The 14023-nt window shown below is 45.5% G+C and carries 12 protein-coding genes and 15 tRNA genes; 20 read left to right on the forward strand and 7 right to left on the reverse strand.

Annotated elements, in window-relative coordinates; genetic code table 11:
- Nucleotides 1–22 precede the first annotated feature (22 nt).
- Genes CAG58_RS09045 through hemA form a run of 5 tightly spaced genes read right to left on the reverse strand, consistent with a single transcriptional unit; the run spans nucleotide 23 to nucleotide 4484 of the window.
- On the reverse strand, nucleotides 23–832 hold the full coding sequence (locus tag CAG58_RS09045; RefSeq protein WP_161426452.1) for a SirB1 family protein: 810 nt from the start codon (nucleotides 830–832) through the stop codon (nucleotides 23–25).
- 21 nt (nucleotides 833–853) lie between these two features.
- Nucleotides 854–1237: a SirB2 family protein gene (locus tag CAG58_RS09050; protein WP_040904120.1), complete on the reverse strand. Its 384-nt coding sequence runs from the start codon at nucleotides 1235–1237 to the stop codon at nucleotides 854–856.
- 10 nt (nucleotides 1238–1247) lie between these two features.
- Nucleotides 1248–2096, reverse strand: coding sequence for a peptide chain release factor N(5)-glutamine methyltransferase (prmC, locus tag CAG58_RS09055; protein WP_332397039.1), 849 nt, complete (start codon nucleotides 2094–2096; stop codon nucleotides 1248–1250).
- Nucleotides 2097–2103: 7 nt separating this feature from the next.
- Nucleotides 2104–3192, reverse strand: coding sequence for a peptide chain release factor 1 (prfA, locus tag CAG58_RS09060; RefSeq protein WP_161426454.1), 1089 nt, complete (start codon nucleotides 3190–3192; stop codon nucleotides 2104–2106).
- Between the two features lie 35 nt (nucleotides 3193–3227).
- On the reverse strand, nucleotides 3228–4484 hold the full coding sequence (gene hemA, locus CAG58_RS09065) for a glutamyl-tRNA reductase (protein WP_004394726.1): 1257 nt from the start codon (nucleotides 4482–4484) through the stop codon (nucleotides 3228–3230).
- Between the two features lie 160 nt (nucleotides 4485–4644).
- On the opposite strand from hemA, the gene lolB reads away from it, so the two are divergent.
- The 20 genes from lolB to CAG58_RS09165 all read left to right on the forward strand — a co-directional run bounded on the left by lolB (nucleotide 4645) and on the right by CAG58_RS09165 (nucleotide 11037).
- Nucleotides 4645–5259: a lipoprotein insertase outer membrane protein LolB gene (gene lolB / locus CAG58_RS09070; RefSeq protein ID WP_004394725.1), complete on the forward strand. Its 615-nt coding sequence runs from the start codon at nucleotides 4645–4647 to the stop codon at nucleotides 5257–5259.
- Nucleotides 5256–6128: a 4-(cytidine 5'-diphospho)-2-C-methyl-D-erythritol kinase gene (ispE, locus tag CAG58_RS09075; protein WP_161424989.1), complete on the forward strand. Its 873-nt coding sequence runs from the start codon at nucleotides 5256–5258 to the stop codon at nucleotides 6126–6128. Before lolB ends, ispE begins: the two co-directional genes overlap by 4 nt.
- A gap of 29 nt (nucleotides 6129–6157) precedes the next feature.
- Complete coding sequence (locus CAG58_RS09080; RefSeq protein WP_004394723.1) at nucleotides 6158–7102, forward strand: ribose-phosphate pyrophosphokinase; 945 nt, start codon at nucleotides 6158–6160, stop codon at nucleotides 7100–7102.
- Nucleotides 7103–7249: 147 nt separating this feature from the next.
- Complete coding sequence (gene pth, locus CAG58_RS09085) at nucleotides 7250–7840, forward strand: aminoacyl-tRNA hydrolase (protein ID WP_158139056.1); 591 nt, start codon at nucleotides 7250–7252, stop codon at nucleotides 7838–7840.
- Nucleotides 7841–7851: 11 nt separating this feature from the next.
- The gene (gene ychF / locus CAG58_RS09090; RefSeq protein WP_154170403.1) at nucleotides 7852–8943 is read left to right on the forward strand and encodes a redox-regulated ATPase YchF; all 1092 of its coding nucleotides are present in this window, start codon (nucleotides 7852–7854) and stop codon (nucleotides 8941–8943) included.
- A 326-nt stretch (nucleotides 8944–9269) separates the two neighbouring features.
- Nucleotides 9270–9346 (forward strand) — tRNA-Met (locus CAG58_RS09095).
- A gap of 40 nt (nucleotides 9347–9386) precedes the next feature.
- Nucleotides 9387–9471 (forward strand) — tRNA-Leu (locus tag CAG58_RS09100).
- Nucleotides 9472–9508: 37 nt separating this feature from the next.
- Nucleotides 9509–9583, forward strand: a tRNA-Gln gene (locus CAG58_RS09105).
- Nucleotides 9584–9663: 80 nt separating this feature from the next.
- A tRNA-Met gene (locus CAG58_RS09110) sits at nucleotides 9664–9740 on the forward strand.
- Nucleotides 9741–9783: 43 nt separating this feature from the next.
- Nucleotides 9784–9868, forward strand: a tRNA-Leu gene (locus tag CAG58_RS09115).
- 26 nt (nucleotides 9869–9894) lie between these two features.
- Nucleotides 9895–9979, forward strand: a tRNA-Leu gene (locus CAG58_RS09120).
- Nucleotides 9980–10016: 37 nt separating this feature from the next.
- A tRNA-Gln gene (locus CAG58_RS09125) sits at nucleotides 10017–10091 on the forward strand.
- Nucleotides 10092–10134: 43 nt separating this feature from the next.
- Nucleotides 10135–10221: transfer RNA gene (locus CAG58_RS09130), tRNA-Leu, on the forward strand.
- A gap of 13 nt (nucleotides 10222–10234) precedes the next feature.
- Nucleotides 10235–10309, forward strand: a tRNA-Gln gene (locus CAG58_RS09135).
- Nucleotides 10310–10354: 45 nt separating this feature from the next.
- Nucleotides 10355–10439: transfer RNA gene (locus CAG58_RS09140), tRNA-Leu, on the forward strand.
- 33 nt (nucleotides 10440–10472) lie between these two features.
- Nucleotides 10473–10547: transfer RNA gene (locus CAG58_RS09145), tRNA-Gln, on the forward strand.
- Nucleotides 10548–10592: 45 nt separating this feature from the next.
- Nucleotides 10593–10677: transfer RNA gene (locus CAG58_RS09150), tRNA-Leu, on the forward strand.
- Between the two features lie 12 nt (nucleotides 10678–10689).
- Nucleotides 10690–10766 (forward strand) — tRNA-Met (locus CAG58_RS09155).
- Nucleotides 10767–10832: 66 nt separating this feature from the next.
- Nucleotides 10833–10907, forward strand: a tRNA-Gln gene (locus tag CAG58_RS09160).
- A gap of 45 nt (nucleotides 10908–10952) precedes the next feature.
- Nucleotides 10953–11037 (forward strand) — tRNA-Leu (locus CAG58_RS09165).
- A gap of 53 nt (nucleotides 11038–11090) precedes the next feature.
- Here the strand turns inward: CAG58_RS09165 and CAG58_RS09170 are convergent.
- Both CAG58_RS09170 and CAG58_RS09175 read right to left on the reverse strand, forming a co-directional pair.
- A complete protein-coding gene (locus tag CAG58_RS09170) occupies nucleotides 11091–12224 on the reverse strand; it encodes a flagellin (RefSeq protein ID WP_154170401.1) in 1134 nt (377 codons plus the stop codon).
- A 486-nt stretch (nucleotides 12225–12710) separates the two neighbouring features.
- The gene (locus tag CAG58_RS09175) at nucleotides 12711–13850 is read right to left on the reverse strand and encodes a flagellin (RefSeq protein ID WP_161426096.1); all 1140 of its coding nucleotides are present in this window, start codon (nucleotides 13848–13850) and stop codon (nucleotides 12711–12713) included.
- Nucleotides 13851–14023 lie beyond the last annotated feature (173 nt).

Below are 14023 nucleotides of genomic sequence, written 5' to 3' on the forward strand. Positions count from 1 at the left end.
AGTGAGTTCTCTTAAGTTGTGATTAATGCAGCGTCACTGGATAAACCGTTAGCGCATTCATTTGATTCTTGAGTAACTGCGCTGCGGGATCATCAGGGCAGTGTTCAATAAAATATTGGAAATCGGATAACGCCACCTGATGACAGTCTAACTGCTGATAGATAAAACCACGATCGCGTATTTCATAAGGATCATCAGGGACAAAGGTTAACGCTAAATTGGTGCAGCGCAGCGCCAAAGTATAGCGCTCTTCGCGCAACAAGGCACTTTTCAATAAGGCTAACCAGCGACCAATAATCGTTGGATTATCGGTCGGTTTTAGATGCTCAGCCTGCAAGCGGGCCAAAGGGCCTTTATGACCAACCAACCACGCATTGAGCATGTATTTCGAGACAAACTCGCCGGAAAAAGGATTGAGATACAGCGGAGATTCATCAGGCCACTGCACTTCAAGTAAAAACTGGGTAGGAAAAGTAATTCCTTGCACGGGAAAATCAAAGCGCCTAGCAAAATAGAGCAGCAACGCTCCAAGACTCACCGGTATTCCCTGACGACGTTCGAGGACTTTATCAATAAAACCGTTACGAGAATGAAAATAGGTTTCTTTATCGCCAACAAAGCCCCATTGATGATAAAAAACATCCAAAAATAGGGCAAAGCGCTGCTTTGTATTTGATTCATCAGCTAAAGCTAACTCAGCTTGATGGTACAGCCTTTGCAATTCAGCGAGAGCCCAATCGACTTTAGTCTCCGGATTGATGGCTTTATTTAATGCCAGCGCACCTTCCACTAAATCCATTGCATCAAAATCTTCATCAAATAAATTCAGCATTGATTTATCGAGTCCATGATATTAACTGAAAAACATCGGTGCTTTAGAAGCAGTCACTTTACCCGCCATGATCAGCCAGCCCATCGCGCCAAGAAAAGCAAACGAGCGTAACAGCTTATTACGACCAAACTTAAGCGCAAAAAAGCCCAAAGCGATATAAGCCAAGACACAAGTAATTTTATCGGTCATCCACGGCGCTGCAGCCGTATAAGGTATAAAGCCAGTGATCACGATAAGCCAAATGCCAGTAACTAATAACAGACTATCGTTAATGTGCGGATAAATTTTCAGAAACTTATGTTGTAGCCAATGGGAATCCATCATCATTAAAATATAACGAACACTCAATAAGAAAGCGCTAGTAGCTATAGTGAAGAGATGGAGTGATTTAAGTACTTCGTACATGTGTTCCTCTTTAAAATCGACATTGACCCAAGGTGACTCGATCGTTACCAGCGTAGTCTTGCTCCGTAACCACTTGCTGATAGCCAAGTTCACTCAGAATAGTTCGCACTGCTTTGCCTTGTTGGTAACCATGTTCAAACAACAGCCAGCCTTGATCGAGTAAATATTCACGCGCCGAAGTCGCGATATGTTTAATATCGGCTAATCCATTATCGCCTGCGACCAGAGCGCTTCTCGGTTCAAAACGAACATCCCCTTGCTGTAAATGGGGATCGTGTTCCTCAATATAAGGCGGGTTAGAAGCAATCAAAGCAAACTTTATACCGTTAGCGAGAGGGGTAAACCAACTGCCTTGCAAAAATGTGACATTGGAAAGCTGTAATCGTTTGCGATTATCCTCGGCAAGCTCAACGGCCTCTGAACGCAGATCGATCCCCAGCACGTGGCGCTGAGGTAGCTCTGAAGCAAGCGCTAATGCGATAGCTCCAGTTCCTGTCCCTAGATCAAGGATATCGCCATCAATAAGTACAGCCTTATCCAGTGCTAATTCAACTAAGCGTTCAGTATCCGGACGAGGTATTAAGGTCGATGGTGCAACTTTTAGGGGCAGCGACCAAAATTCGCGTTCACCAATAATATAAGCGATCGGCTCACCGGCGATACGCCGTGCGAGCAACACCTCGAAAGCAGAAATAGCCTCTGCATCGAGCCTTTTATCTGGCCACGTCAATAAATAGGAGCGCGGTTTTTGTAACACATGGCAAAGCAGCAGCGCGGCATCAAGAGACGGCGAATCGCTGCCGCTCTCGATAAGTTGCCGCTTAGCGTTAGCCAATAAGGCTTGTATCGTCATGATAATGAATGAATTAATGGTTATCAGATAACGCAGCCAGCAGATCCGCTTGATGCTCTTGGACAACAGGATCAATCAAGGCTTGTAAATCGCCTTCCATCACCTCATTGAGACGATAAATGGTGAGGTTAATACGATGATCGGACACTCGACTCTGTGGATAGTTGTAAGTGCGAATGCGATCACTGCGATCGCCTGAGCCAAGTAGATTACGTCGGGTATCGGAGATTTCCGCCGTACGTTTTTTCTCTTCAGCCTGAACAATCCGAGCGCCAAGCACAGACATCGCTTTAGCTTTGTTCTTATGTTGAGAACGCTCATCCTGACACTCAACCACAATCCCCGTTGGCAAGTGGGTAATTCGAATTGCTGAATCCGTCGTGTTAACGTGCTGGCCACCTGCTCCTGATGAGCGGAAGGTATCAATTTTTAGATCGCTGGCTTTAATTTCAGGAATTTCGGCTTCAGGGATCTCAGGCATCACAGCCACAGTACACGCAGAAGTATGTACACGACCTTGAGATTCGGTCGCGGGAACACGTTGCACTCGGTGACCGCCCGACTCAAATTTCAATACCCCGTAAGCTCCGTCACCATTAACTTTGGCTATCATCTCTTTGTAACCACCATGCTCAGCTTCACTCGCCGACATGACTTCAATTCGCCAGCCTTTTTTCTCAGCAAAACGGCTGTACATCCGGAACAGATCACCAGCAAAAATCCCGGCTTCATCACCACCCGCCCCAGCACGAATTTCTAAGAAACAGTTGCGATCATCATTCGGATCTTTAGGTAACAGAAGGATTTGCAGCTCAGCACTTAAGCGTTCAATTTCCGCTTTAGCCGCTTTCATTTCATCTTGGGCCATTTCGCGCATTTCAGCATCGTCTTCTTTGGTCATCTCTTCTGCGGCCAGCAAATCTTCCTGAGCTTGCTGATAGGCTTGGAAGCATTGGGTGACTTCTTCGAGCTGCGAGTACTCTTTTGAGAGCGATCGAAATTTATTTTGATCACCGATCACGGCAGGATCGCCTAATAAGTGTTGCACTTCTTCGTAGCGCTCCACCAAAGATTCAAGCTTAACTAAAATCGACGCTTTCATAGTTTCTTCTTTAATAAATAAGGATTTACAAATTATTACAGGTCATCAAGACCCAAACTTTGCCTAATAATTGCCAGTTTTGCTGGCTCCCCTTGCTCGGCTGCCATCTGCAACGCGCGCGTTGGGGTATGGATCAATCTATTGGTGAGTTTATTACTTAATTCGACCAATAACTTTTCCGCATCGCCTCCAGCGGCTAACGCTTGTAAACTTTTACTGAGTAATTCTTCACGGATATTGTTCGCCGATTGACGATAGTCACGAATGCTGTCGACCGCCTGCAGCGAGCGCATCCAACTCATGAATTCTGCGCTTTCTTCGCTGACGATCGCTTCGGCTTGAATCGCCTCAATCTTACGTTGCTCAATATTACTCTCAACAATCGATTGTAAATCATCCACTGAATAGAGATAAGCATCGTCAAGTTCACTGACTTGTGATTCCACATCACGCGGCACGGCAATATCGACTAACAGCATCGGTTGATGACGACGCGCTTTGAGCGCGCTTTCGACCATCCCTTTACCGATGATGGGCAGCGGACTAGCGGTCGAACTAATCACAATATCCGCCTGTGCTAAATAATCTGGAATCTCATTTAAGGTAATCACTTCAGCGTCAAAATTTTGCGCTAATGCCATGGCTCGTTCGCGTGTTCGGTTAGCAACGATCATTCGTTTACAACCATGACCGTCCAAATGTTTAGCGACCAATTCGATGGTCTCTCCTGCGCCAACTAATAGCACCGTAGCCTGCGTTAACGATTCAAAAATATGTTTTGCCAGCGTACAGGCGGCATAAGCAACAGAGACCGCATGACCACCAATGTCGGTTTCAGTCCGCACACGCTTAGCAACCGAAAACGCTTTTTGAAACAACTTATCTAAGGCCGAATCGACCATGCGATTCTCTCGCGAATCCGCATACGCTTGTTTTACTTGACCCAAAATTTGTGGTTCGCCCAGTACTAATGAATCCAATCCACAAGCAACGCGCATCAGATGACGGATTGCCGCTTGCTCTTCATGGACATATAAACTGGGCTTTAAGGTTTCCAGATTGACTTGATGAAACTGAGATAACCACTCTATCAGTTTATTCTTACTTGCCACCTTAACGTCACAATACAGTTCGGTTCGGTTACAGGTTGATAAAATCACACTTCCCTTGACGTAAGGTTGGCCAGATAAATGGCGCAACGCTTCGGACAGTTTATCTGCTCCAAAGGCCACTTTTTCTCGCAACTCAACCGAAGCTGTATTGTGATTGATACCAATAACAAGCAAGGACATGTATCGAGGGTTCTCTGATAAGAAGTGGGTTGAGCGGCGAATTTTACTTGATGCACCTATTTATTGAAAGAGCGATTGGGATTTGTTTTCCCGAGTTCGTGATATCAATGGTATAGTGACGGCTCTTGTGTCCCATAAATGGATAAATAACGAGCATATGATGATATCACCGCCACGTATTTTTCTTATTATTACCTTACTCTTAGGACTATGGGGCTGTAGCAGCATTCCCGACCCCATTAGGGACGTTGAATGGCAATCACACCAAGCTCGCTTAAAGACCATTACGCAGTTTCAACTGGTTGGGAAACTCGCCTATATTGACCCCAATCAGCGTCAATCTCTTAATTTTCAGTGGCAAATTTCACCTCAGCAAACCCAGCTCCGCCTAACGACCTTTTTAGGACAGACGGTATTAAATTTATCGATTGATCAACAAGGAGCGCAAGTCATCACCCATGATGACAACGTCTACCGCGCTGACAGTGCCGAACAATTGATTACCTCTCTGACTGGATTAACGCTCCCTATTGAGCTTTTACAAGCATGGATTGTCGGCTTACCCACTCAAGCCGATCACTTTGAATTAAATTCGAACAATACCTTGGCTAGATTACAAAAAAACCAAGGTTTTTCGCGCTGGACGGTAGATTATCATCGCTACCGCGAATATCTCTGGCAAGATAAACCCCTCCCTCTGCCAGACCGAGTATTGCTCACCCAACAGGACACCTCGATTAACCTTGTGATATCTAAATGGACACTCACGCCATGATACAACGACCAACCGTATGGCCATCGCCCGCTAAATTAAATCTGTTTTTGTACATTACCGGACAACGCGCTGATGGTTATCACGACCTGCAAACATTATTTCAATTTATCGATTATGGCGATGAACTGACGATTACCGCGAATCAGACAGGGCAAATCACACTCTCACCGCAACTGCCTGACGTCGCACTGCAAGATAATCTTATTTACCGTGCGGCTTGCGCCTTACAGCAGCAAACCGAGAGCTCATTCGGCGCAGATATTCAACTAACCAAACGCTTACCAATGGGCGGGGGGATTGGTGGAGGTTCTTCTAATGCGGCAACGGTGTTGGTCGCACTCAATTATTTATGGAGCTGTGGGTTAAGCGATGATCAACTCGCGACGATAGGTCTAAGTTTAGGGGCCGATGTTCCGGTTTTTATTCACGGCTTCTCCGCTTTTGCCGAAGGTGTTGGAGAAAAGCTCCAACCGGTACAGCCCGAAGAAAAGCATTATCTCGTGATTCGCCCAAATGTGAGTATTGCGACAAAAGTAATTTTTTCTCATCCAAAATTACCGAGAAACACAGCAAAACGTGATATTAATACTCTACTCAATGCGAACTACGAAAACGATTGCGAAAAAATTGTCCGATTGGAGTACCCAGAGGTTGATAAGCAACTTTCATGGCTGCTACAATACGCGCCGTCAAGATTGACCGGGACCGGGTCTTGCGTTTTCGCTGAATTTTCGAGCAAAAAAGAAGCGCAAGCTGTCCTTGCGAAACTCCCAGACACTGTCTCTGCGTTTGTCGCTCAAGGCCGCAACGTTTCACCACTAAAAGAGACACTGGCTGATTACCAATCAGCCGACACCCAACCTAATTAAAAACTGGACGCAACCCTGAGGTTTCCACCGTGCCTGATATGAAGCTATTTGCTGGTAACGCCACACCTGAACTAGCCCAACGTATTGCTGAACGTCTATACATCTCCCTTGGTGATGCTACTGTTTCTCGCTTCTCTGATGGAGAAGTGGCAGTGCAGATCAACGAAAATGTTCGTGGTAGCGATGTATTTATTATTCAATCAACTTGTGCACCAACCAATGACAATTTAATGGAATTGGTGGTAATGATTGACGCAATGCGCCGCGCTTCAGCAGGCCGTATTACTGCTGTCATCCCTTACTTTGGCTATGCACGCCAAGACCGTCGAGTGCGTTCTGCTCGTGTTCCAATTACGGCGAAAGTCGTCGCTGACTTTCTCTCTAACGTAGGGGTTGATCGGGTCTTAACCATTGACCTACACGCAGAGCAAATTCAAGGTTTCTTTGATGTACCGGTAGATAACATCTTCGGTACACCCGTTCTCTTGGAAGACATGAAAGCACGTAACTTAGAAGATCCTGTCGTCGTATCTCCGGATCTAGGTGGTGTGGTACGTGCTCGTGCAACAGCAAAAGCACTCGGTGATATTGATATCGCGATTGTCGATAAACGTCGTCCTCGTGCCAACGTCTCTGAAGTCATGAACTTAATCGGTGACGTTGAAGGCCGTGATTGCGTGATTGTTGACGATATGATCGATACCGGCGGAACCTTATGCAAAGCGGCTGAAGCACTTAAAGAGCGCGGAGCAAAACGTGTGTTTGCTTATGCAACCCATGCTGTCTTCTCAGGCAATGCCGCAAAAAACATCAAAAATTCTGTGCTTGACCAAGTGATCGTCACAGACTCAATCACTTTATCTAAAGAAATGGCAGCAACGGGTAAAGTTACCCAATTAACGTTATCAACCATGCTCGCCGAGGCGATCCGCCGAATCAGTAACGAAGAGTCTATCTCAGCGATGTTTAACTAAGCAGCGATAGTCTTGGATCGGTAAAATACCTCGTCAAATATGACGAGGTATTTTTGTTTCATGGCGTCGAGCATCAGCCATCTCGCCCTTTTGCATTTTTCTATGCTATCATACCGCGCTTTTTTCGTTTCCGAAGGGATCCTAGCCTTGAGTCAACCAATTAAATTACTTGTCGGTCTGGCCAACCCGGGCCCTGAATACGTCAATACTCGACATAATGCAGGAGCATGGGTCATCGAAGAACTGGCCCGAGTGCACAATACGACACTGAAAAGTGAAGTAAAGTTTTTCGGATTAACCGGTCGTATATTGGTTAATGGTGAAGATCTGCGTTTACTGATCCCAACGACTTATATGAATTTATCTGGTAAAGCCGTCGCAGCCCTTGCTAAGTTTTATCAAATCAAACCGGAAGAGATCATGATCGCTCATGACGAACTGGATCTTCCCCCCGGCGTGGCTAAATTTAAACAAGGTGGCGGGCATGGTGGTCATAATGGGTTAAAAGACACCATCAGTAAATTAGGCAACAATAAAGAATTCTATCGTCTTCGTATTGGCATTGGCCATCCAGGACACAAAGACAAAGTCGCAGGCTATGTGTTAAGTAAAGCTCCTAACAAAGAGCACGAGTGCATACTAGCAGCAGTAGATGAATCTGTTCGCTGTCTCGATATTTTACTGAAAGATGGCCTAACTAAAGCGCAAAACCGCTTACATACGTTCAAAGCTGAATAAGGTTACCAAACATGGGTTTTAAATGTGGCATTGTGGGTTTACCTAACGTAGGTAAATCAACCCTTTTTAATGCACTGACTAACGCAGGTATCGAAGCGGCTAACTTCCCGTTTTGTACTATTGAACCAAACACTGGTGTGGTACCAGTGCCTGATTTGCGTCTCGACGCCTTGGCAAAAATTGTTAATCCACAACGCATACTACCAACGACAATGGAGTTTGTTGATATCGCAGGCTTAGTGGCTGGGGCATCAAAAGGTGAAGGTTTAGGTAATAAATTTTTAGCCAACATCCGCGAAACCGATGCGATTGGTCACGTTGTCCGCTGCTTTGAGAACGAAAATATTGTTCACGTCGCCGGTAAAGTATCACCTATTGAAGATATCGAAGTGATCAACCTTGAACTCGCCTTAGCCGACTTAGACAGTTGCGAACGCGCGATTCAACGTCAAACGAAACGTGCAAAAGGCGGTGATAAAGACGCTAAATTTGAGCTTAGTGTCTTAGAAAAACTGTTGCCAGTACTGACTGAAGGTGGCTCTGCACGCTCTGTCCCCTTAAGCAAAGAAGAACTTGCTGCGGTTGGATACCTTAATTTCCTCACCCTTAAGCCAACCATGTACATTGCTAATGTGAATGAAGATGGCTTTGAAAATAACCCCTATTTAGACGCGGTCCGTGCTCATGCCGCCCAAGAAAATGCCTCTGTCGTGGCCGTGTGTGCTGCTATTGAAGCCGAACTTTCTGAATTAGAAGAAGAAGAGCGTGCTGAGTTTCTTGCCGATCTGGGTATTGAAGAACCAGGCTTAAACCGAGTGATTCGTTCAGGGTATGAACTGCTTGATTTGCAAACTTACTTTACCGCAGGGGTTAAAGAGGTCCGTGCTTGGACCGTTCCGGTAGGCGCGACAGCTCCTCAAGCAGCAGGAAAAATCCACACCGATTTTGAACGTGGATTTATCCGTGCCGAAGTGATCGGTTACAATGACTTCATCCAGTACCAAGGCGAGAGTGGTGCCAAAGAAGCGGGTAAATGGCGTTTAGAAGGCAAAGATTATATTGTCAAAGATGGTGATGTCATTCATTTCCGCTTTAACGTATAAAACCTAACCACTATCGAAAGAAGCCAACACAATGTGGGCTTCTTTTTGCATCGAACTTTCATGGCTTACTTTTACATTCATCGCTAATAAACCATGATCATCTGCTTGACGTACAATGAGAAAATCACTCGGTTTGGGATAGATTTTGATCAGAAATAGCTAGCTTTGTTTAAAAAAAACTCGAACAGTTGGTTTTGAGGAATTTATTCAAAAAAACTATTGACGCTCTACAGCCATATCCGCATAATGCGCACCGTTCGCAGCGAGAAGGCAACTTCGAAACTCCGACGTAACGCTGGCTGTGAGTGATAAGCAGTTTAGCAATTGGCTACGTAGCTCAGCTGGTTAGAGCACATCACTCATAATGATGGGGTCACAGGTTCGAATCCCGTCGTAGCCACCATTTCCTAAGTGTTCTTTGAGTAGAATAATTAGGAAATAATGCGGAAATGGCGAAATTGGTAGACGCACCAGATTTAGGTTCTGGCGCCGCAAGGTGTGAGAGTTCAAGTCTCTCTTTCCGCACCATTTATCGATAGGCTGCCCAAGGGCTACTTATCACCGTAGGTCTATCGCCAAGCGGTAAGGCAGCGGCTTTTGATGCCGCCATTCCCTGGTTCGAATCCAGGTAGACCTGCCATTATTTCTTTAGGTTTCAATACGTAAAAACTATTGGAACTGATGGCGAGAATAGATTATAGTTTCTCGCTCTAAAAAGATGGCTACGTAGCTCAGTTGGTTAGAGCACATCACTCATAATGATGGGGTCACAGGTTCGAATCCCGTCGTAGCCACCACTTATTTTACCTCTTCTTTTGAGATCAGGTACAATAACGAGATGCGGAAGTGGCGAAATTGGTAGACGCACCAGATTTAGGTTCTGGCGCCGCAAGGTGTGAGAGTTCAAGTCTCTCCTTCCGCACCATTATCTCGTTATAAAAGTAAAGTTTTGCGGAAATGGCGAAATTGGTAGACGCACCAGATTTAGGTTCTGGCGCCGCAAGGTGTGAGAGTTCAAGTCTCTCTTTCCGCACCATATTAGAGGTCAGCAGTAGATAGCTGTTAACCGATGTAGGTCTATCGCCAAGCGGTAAGGCAGCGGCTTTTGATGCCGCCATTCCCTGGTTCGAATCCAGGTAGACCTGCCAACTATTTAGTTCCATCAATACTGTGTCAGCATTGACTGAATTTGCGGTGGTGGCGAAATTGGTAGACGCGCTAGCTTCAGGTGCTAGTGTCCGTTAGGACGTGAGGGTTCAAGTCCCTCCCTCCGCACCAAGTTCAGTATTACAGGTCTATCGCCAAGCGGTAAGGCAGCGGCTTTTGATGCCGCCATTCCCTGGTTCGAATCCAGGTAGACCTGCCAATTACAACGATGGTTTGAGTCAATCAAGTTATCTACAAAATTTGTGCGGAAGTGGCGAAATTGGTAGACGCACCAGATTTAGGTTCTGGCGCCGCAAGGTGTGAGAGTTCAAGTCTCTCCTTCCGCACCATTTATTGAGTTAGCATAGCCTGCTATCAACAACAGGTCTATCGCCAAGCGGTAAGGCAGCGGCTTTTGATGCCGCCATTCCCTGGTTCGAATCCAGGTAGACCTGCCAATTACAACGATGGTTTGAGTCAATCAGATTATCTACAAAATTTGTGCGGAAGTGGCGAAATTGGTAGACGCACCAGATTTAGGTTCTGGCGCCGCAAGGTGTGAGAGTTCAAGTCTCTCCTTCCGCACCATTGATTAGTCGTGGCTACGTAGCTCAGCTGGTTAGAGCACATCACTCATAATGATGGGGTCACAGGTTCGAATCCCGTCGTAGCCACCATTTATCGTTAGTTACTGTTGAACAGTTGCTTTATCGATAAGACTGTTATTAAATTAACAGCATTGCAGGTCTATCGCCAAGCGGTAAGGCAGCGGCTTTTGATGCCGCCATTCCCTGGTTCGAATCCAGGTAGACCTGCCAATTACAATGATGATTTGAGTCAATCAAGTTATCTAAAAAATTTGTGCGGAAGTGGCGAAATTGGTAGACGCACCAGATTTAGGTTCTGGCGCCGCAAGGTGTGAGAGTTCAAGTCTCTCCTTCCGCACCATTTATAAAAAAACCCAGCTTATGCTGGGTTTTTTATTATCACTTAAATCTTAATTAACCTAATAGCGCGAGTGCCGCCGTTGGTGCTTGTTTCGCTTGAGCTAAGACTGAGCTCGACGCTTGACTTAAAATCTGTGATTTAGTCAGTGCCGTCGTTTCTTTAGCAAAGTCGGTATCTTTGATCCGGCTCTTAGACGCATTAACATTTTCATTAATGTTATCCAAGTTATTAATTGCATGGCCGAATCGATTCTGGAACGCACCTAGCTCTGCACGATGACTATCAACATACTTAAGCGCCGCGTCAACAACGGCCACGGATTTTTGCGCTCCGCCAACGGTCGTTACATCAATTGTATCGATAGTGATCGCTTGACCCGTTTGCATATCCAGCTCGGTAGCTAATGCACCACTAAAAGCGACGGCGCCAGTGACATCATTATTTCCCGTAAAGACCTGTAGCTGCCCCTTCTCATTGACTGAGGCTTGTACTAAGTCAGTTTGACCATTAATGTAGGTGGCAACTTCTTCAATATCATCACCGACTTTAGCGGTAATATTAATGATTTGCTCATCGCCATTAATATCGGTCAAGGTTAAAGTTAAATCATTACTACCATCACTAACCGTCCAATCTTTATCTGCCTCAGTCGCCGCAACGTAACTGGTTCCTCCCATCATCGCGTTATCACTACGCATGTCTTTCATGGTCAGCATCACAGCTTCACCGCTCTGAGATCCAATCTGGAACGACTTCGTTTGGAAAGTACCGTTCAATAGACGATTACCCGCAAATGAGGTGGTCTCTGCAATACGATTCAATTCATCATTAAGTGCCGTGACTTCTTCTTGGATAGCGACACGCTCAGATTTTGAGTTTGAACCATTCGCAGATTGTAAAGAAAGATCCCGCATCCGTTGCAAAATGTTGGTGGTTTCATTCATGGCGCCTTCGGCGGTTTGTGCCATGGAAATACCATCATTCGCGTTACGAACAGCAACGTCTAAACCACGACTTTGCACATTCAAACGGTTTGAGATCTGCAAACCTGCAGCATCATCTTTCGCACTATTAATTTTAAAACCTGAAGACAAACGTTCCATTGACGTTTGCTGTGCACTGGTTGCACTGTTCAGGTACCTCTGTGCCGTCATCGCTGACACGTTAGTGTTTACATTTACCGCCATAATTGGTCTCCTATTAATATTAGACGTAGCGGAACTTGCCGAACGGTTTCCGACGTCTCGGATAACCACGTAGTTCTCTCAAAGTATCTTTAATAGCGACTCAAACGACGATTCCTTTAGGGGATTTATTGAGCAAGGTGAATTAAGCGACTTAGAAAGAAGAAACTGAGGCATAAGACGCAAAACCAACCGAAAAAGACATAAATCGCTCAAGATTTAGCGGTAATGGCCGGGGGGGATGAGAAATGGATTGGCAGAAAAAAGAAAAGCCCCTTTTCCTTTGAGAGAACCGGGGCTATGGTTGGCAGCCATTGCCAATGTGGAGATCAAGAGAAATGAACACATTATGGCTAACCATAATGTATGGTTATTTTCCTAGTATAAACAGGCGTATCTGAGAGAGCTTATACTGTTCTAACAACCATACCTTGCCAAGGTTGCGGATTACATACTCACGTCTGAGCTTATTAATGCCGCCTCCCAGGACTACTGCAATAATGATATTGCAGAGTTTGGCAACTGTTTTGCTTGAGCAAGAATTGACGTTCCTGCTTGCTGCAATATTTGTGACTTAGTCAACTGAGTCGTCTCTTTCGCAAAGTCGGTATCTTTAATCCGGCTCTTCGAGGCTTCGACGTTCTCTTGGATGTTGGCCAAGTTATTAATACTGTGGTTGAGTCGGTTCTGTTTAGCACCTAAATCCGCGCGTTGTGAGTCAATGTATTTGAGCGCTGCATCTAAGATACCGACTGCGTTTTGCGAGCCACCAACGGTGCGCATATCAATATTTTGCACGGTCGTTTTCTCTCCAGGACCACCGGCTAAACCAAGTTCAGTCGCTAAGCCTCCAGAGATGGTTAAATCACCTTCAATGTGTGGTTCAGCAACAAAAATCTGTAGCTTACCATCTTCGTCGACTGAGGCTTTGAGCAAGTCAGTCTGACCATTGATGTAAGTTGCGAGCTCTTCAATATCGTCACCGGTTTTGGCTAAGATATCTAATGTCACTTCTTGGCCATCTTTTTTGGTGAACTCTAATTTCAAATCGTTTGCTGTCGAATCGACGCCCCAATCTTTAGTTTTGCCTTCAGTAGCAATAAAAGATTGGCCGCCCATCCGATAGTCATCGGCACGGATACTGGTTAAGCCCATGATGATCGCTTCACCGGAACTAGAACCAATTTGGAATGATGCTTCACCAAATGACCCGTTGAGCAATCGACGACCACCAAAAGAGGTCGTTTCGGCAATTCGGTTTAACTCATCTTGCAGAGCAACCGACTCTTCGTTGAGTGCTTGACGCTCGGCATCTGAGTTGGTTCCGTTGGCTGATTGTAGGGCCAAATCACGCATACGTTGCAGAATGCTGGTTGACTCATTCATTGCTCCTTCAGCGGTCTGAGCAATCGAAATACCATCGTTAGCATTACGCATTGCCACATCAAGACCACGAGACTGAGCGATCAATCGGTTTGAAATTTGCAAACCTGCCGCATCATCTTTGGCACTGTTAATACGGTTACCAGAAGAAAGACGCTCCATCGAGGTATTTAAATCGTTGGACGACTTGGTCAAGTAACGCTGAGCGGTCATTGCCGACACGTTGGTATTTACATTAATGGTCATATTTTGCTCTCCTATCGAGTCCGCAAGTCTTTTGCGAAGCGGTCAGCTTTACTCTCTTGGAAGCACTGACCGTAAATCACTTGCCAAATACACCCTAAGGTATATTTAAGATCGGGTGGTATTCACTCTGTTTAAATTAATCCAATAAACATGCCAACTTTTCAAACGAACTC

The organism is Vibrio sp. V31_P5A7T61 (assembly GCF_009904895.1).
Classification (GTDB): Bacteria; Pseudomonadota; Gammaproteobacteria; order Enterobacterales; family Vibrionaceae; genus Vibrio; species Vibrio metschnikovii.

Coding starts and splice junctions, on each gene's coding strand:
- CAG58_RS09045 (WP_161426452.1), bottom strand. CDS start 832: ATGCTGAATTTATTTGATGAAGATTTTGATGCAATGGATTTAGTGGAA.
- ispE (WP_161424989.1), top strand. CDS start 5,256: ATGATACAACGACCAACCGTATGGCCATCGCCCGCTAAATTAAATCTG.
- CAG58_RS09170 (WP_154170401.1), bottom strand. CDS start 12,224: ATGGCGGTAAATGTAAACACTAACGTGTCAGCGATGACGGCACAGAGG.
- ychF (WP_154170403.1), top strand. CDS start 7,852: ATGGGTTTTAAATGTGGCATTGTGGGTTTACCTAACGTAGGTAAATCA.
- prfA (WP_161426454.1), bottom strand. CDS start 3,192: ATGAAAGCGTCGATTTTAGTTAAGCTTGAATCTTTGGTGGAGCGCTAC.
- CAG58_RS09050 (WP_040904120.1), bottom strand. CDS start 1,237: ATGTACGAAGTACTTAAATCACTCCATCTCTTCACTATAGCTACTAGC.
- hemA (WP_004394726.1), bottom strand. CDS start 4,484: ATGTCCTTGCTTGTTATTGGTATCAATCACAATACAGCTTCGGTTGAG.
- CAG58_RS09175 (WP_161426096.1), bottom strand. CDS start 13,850: ATGACCATTAATGTAAATACCAACGTGTCGGCAATGACCGCTCAGCGT.
- lolB (WP_004394725.1), top strand. CDS start 4,645: ATGATATCACCGCCACGTATTTTTCTTATTATTACCTTACTCTTAGGA.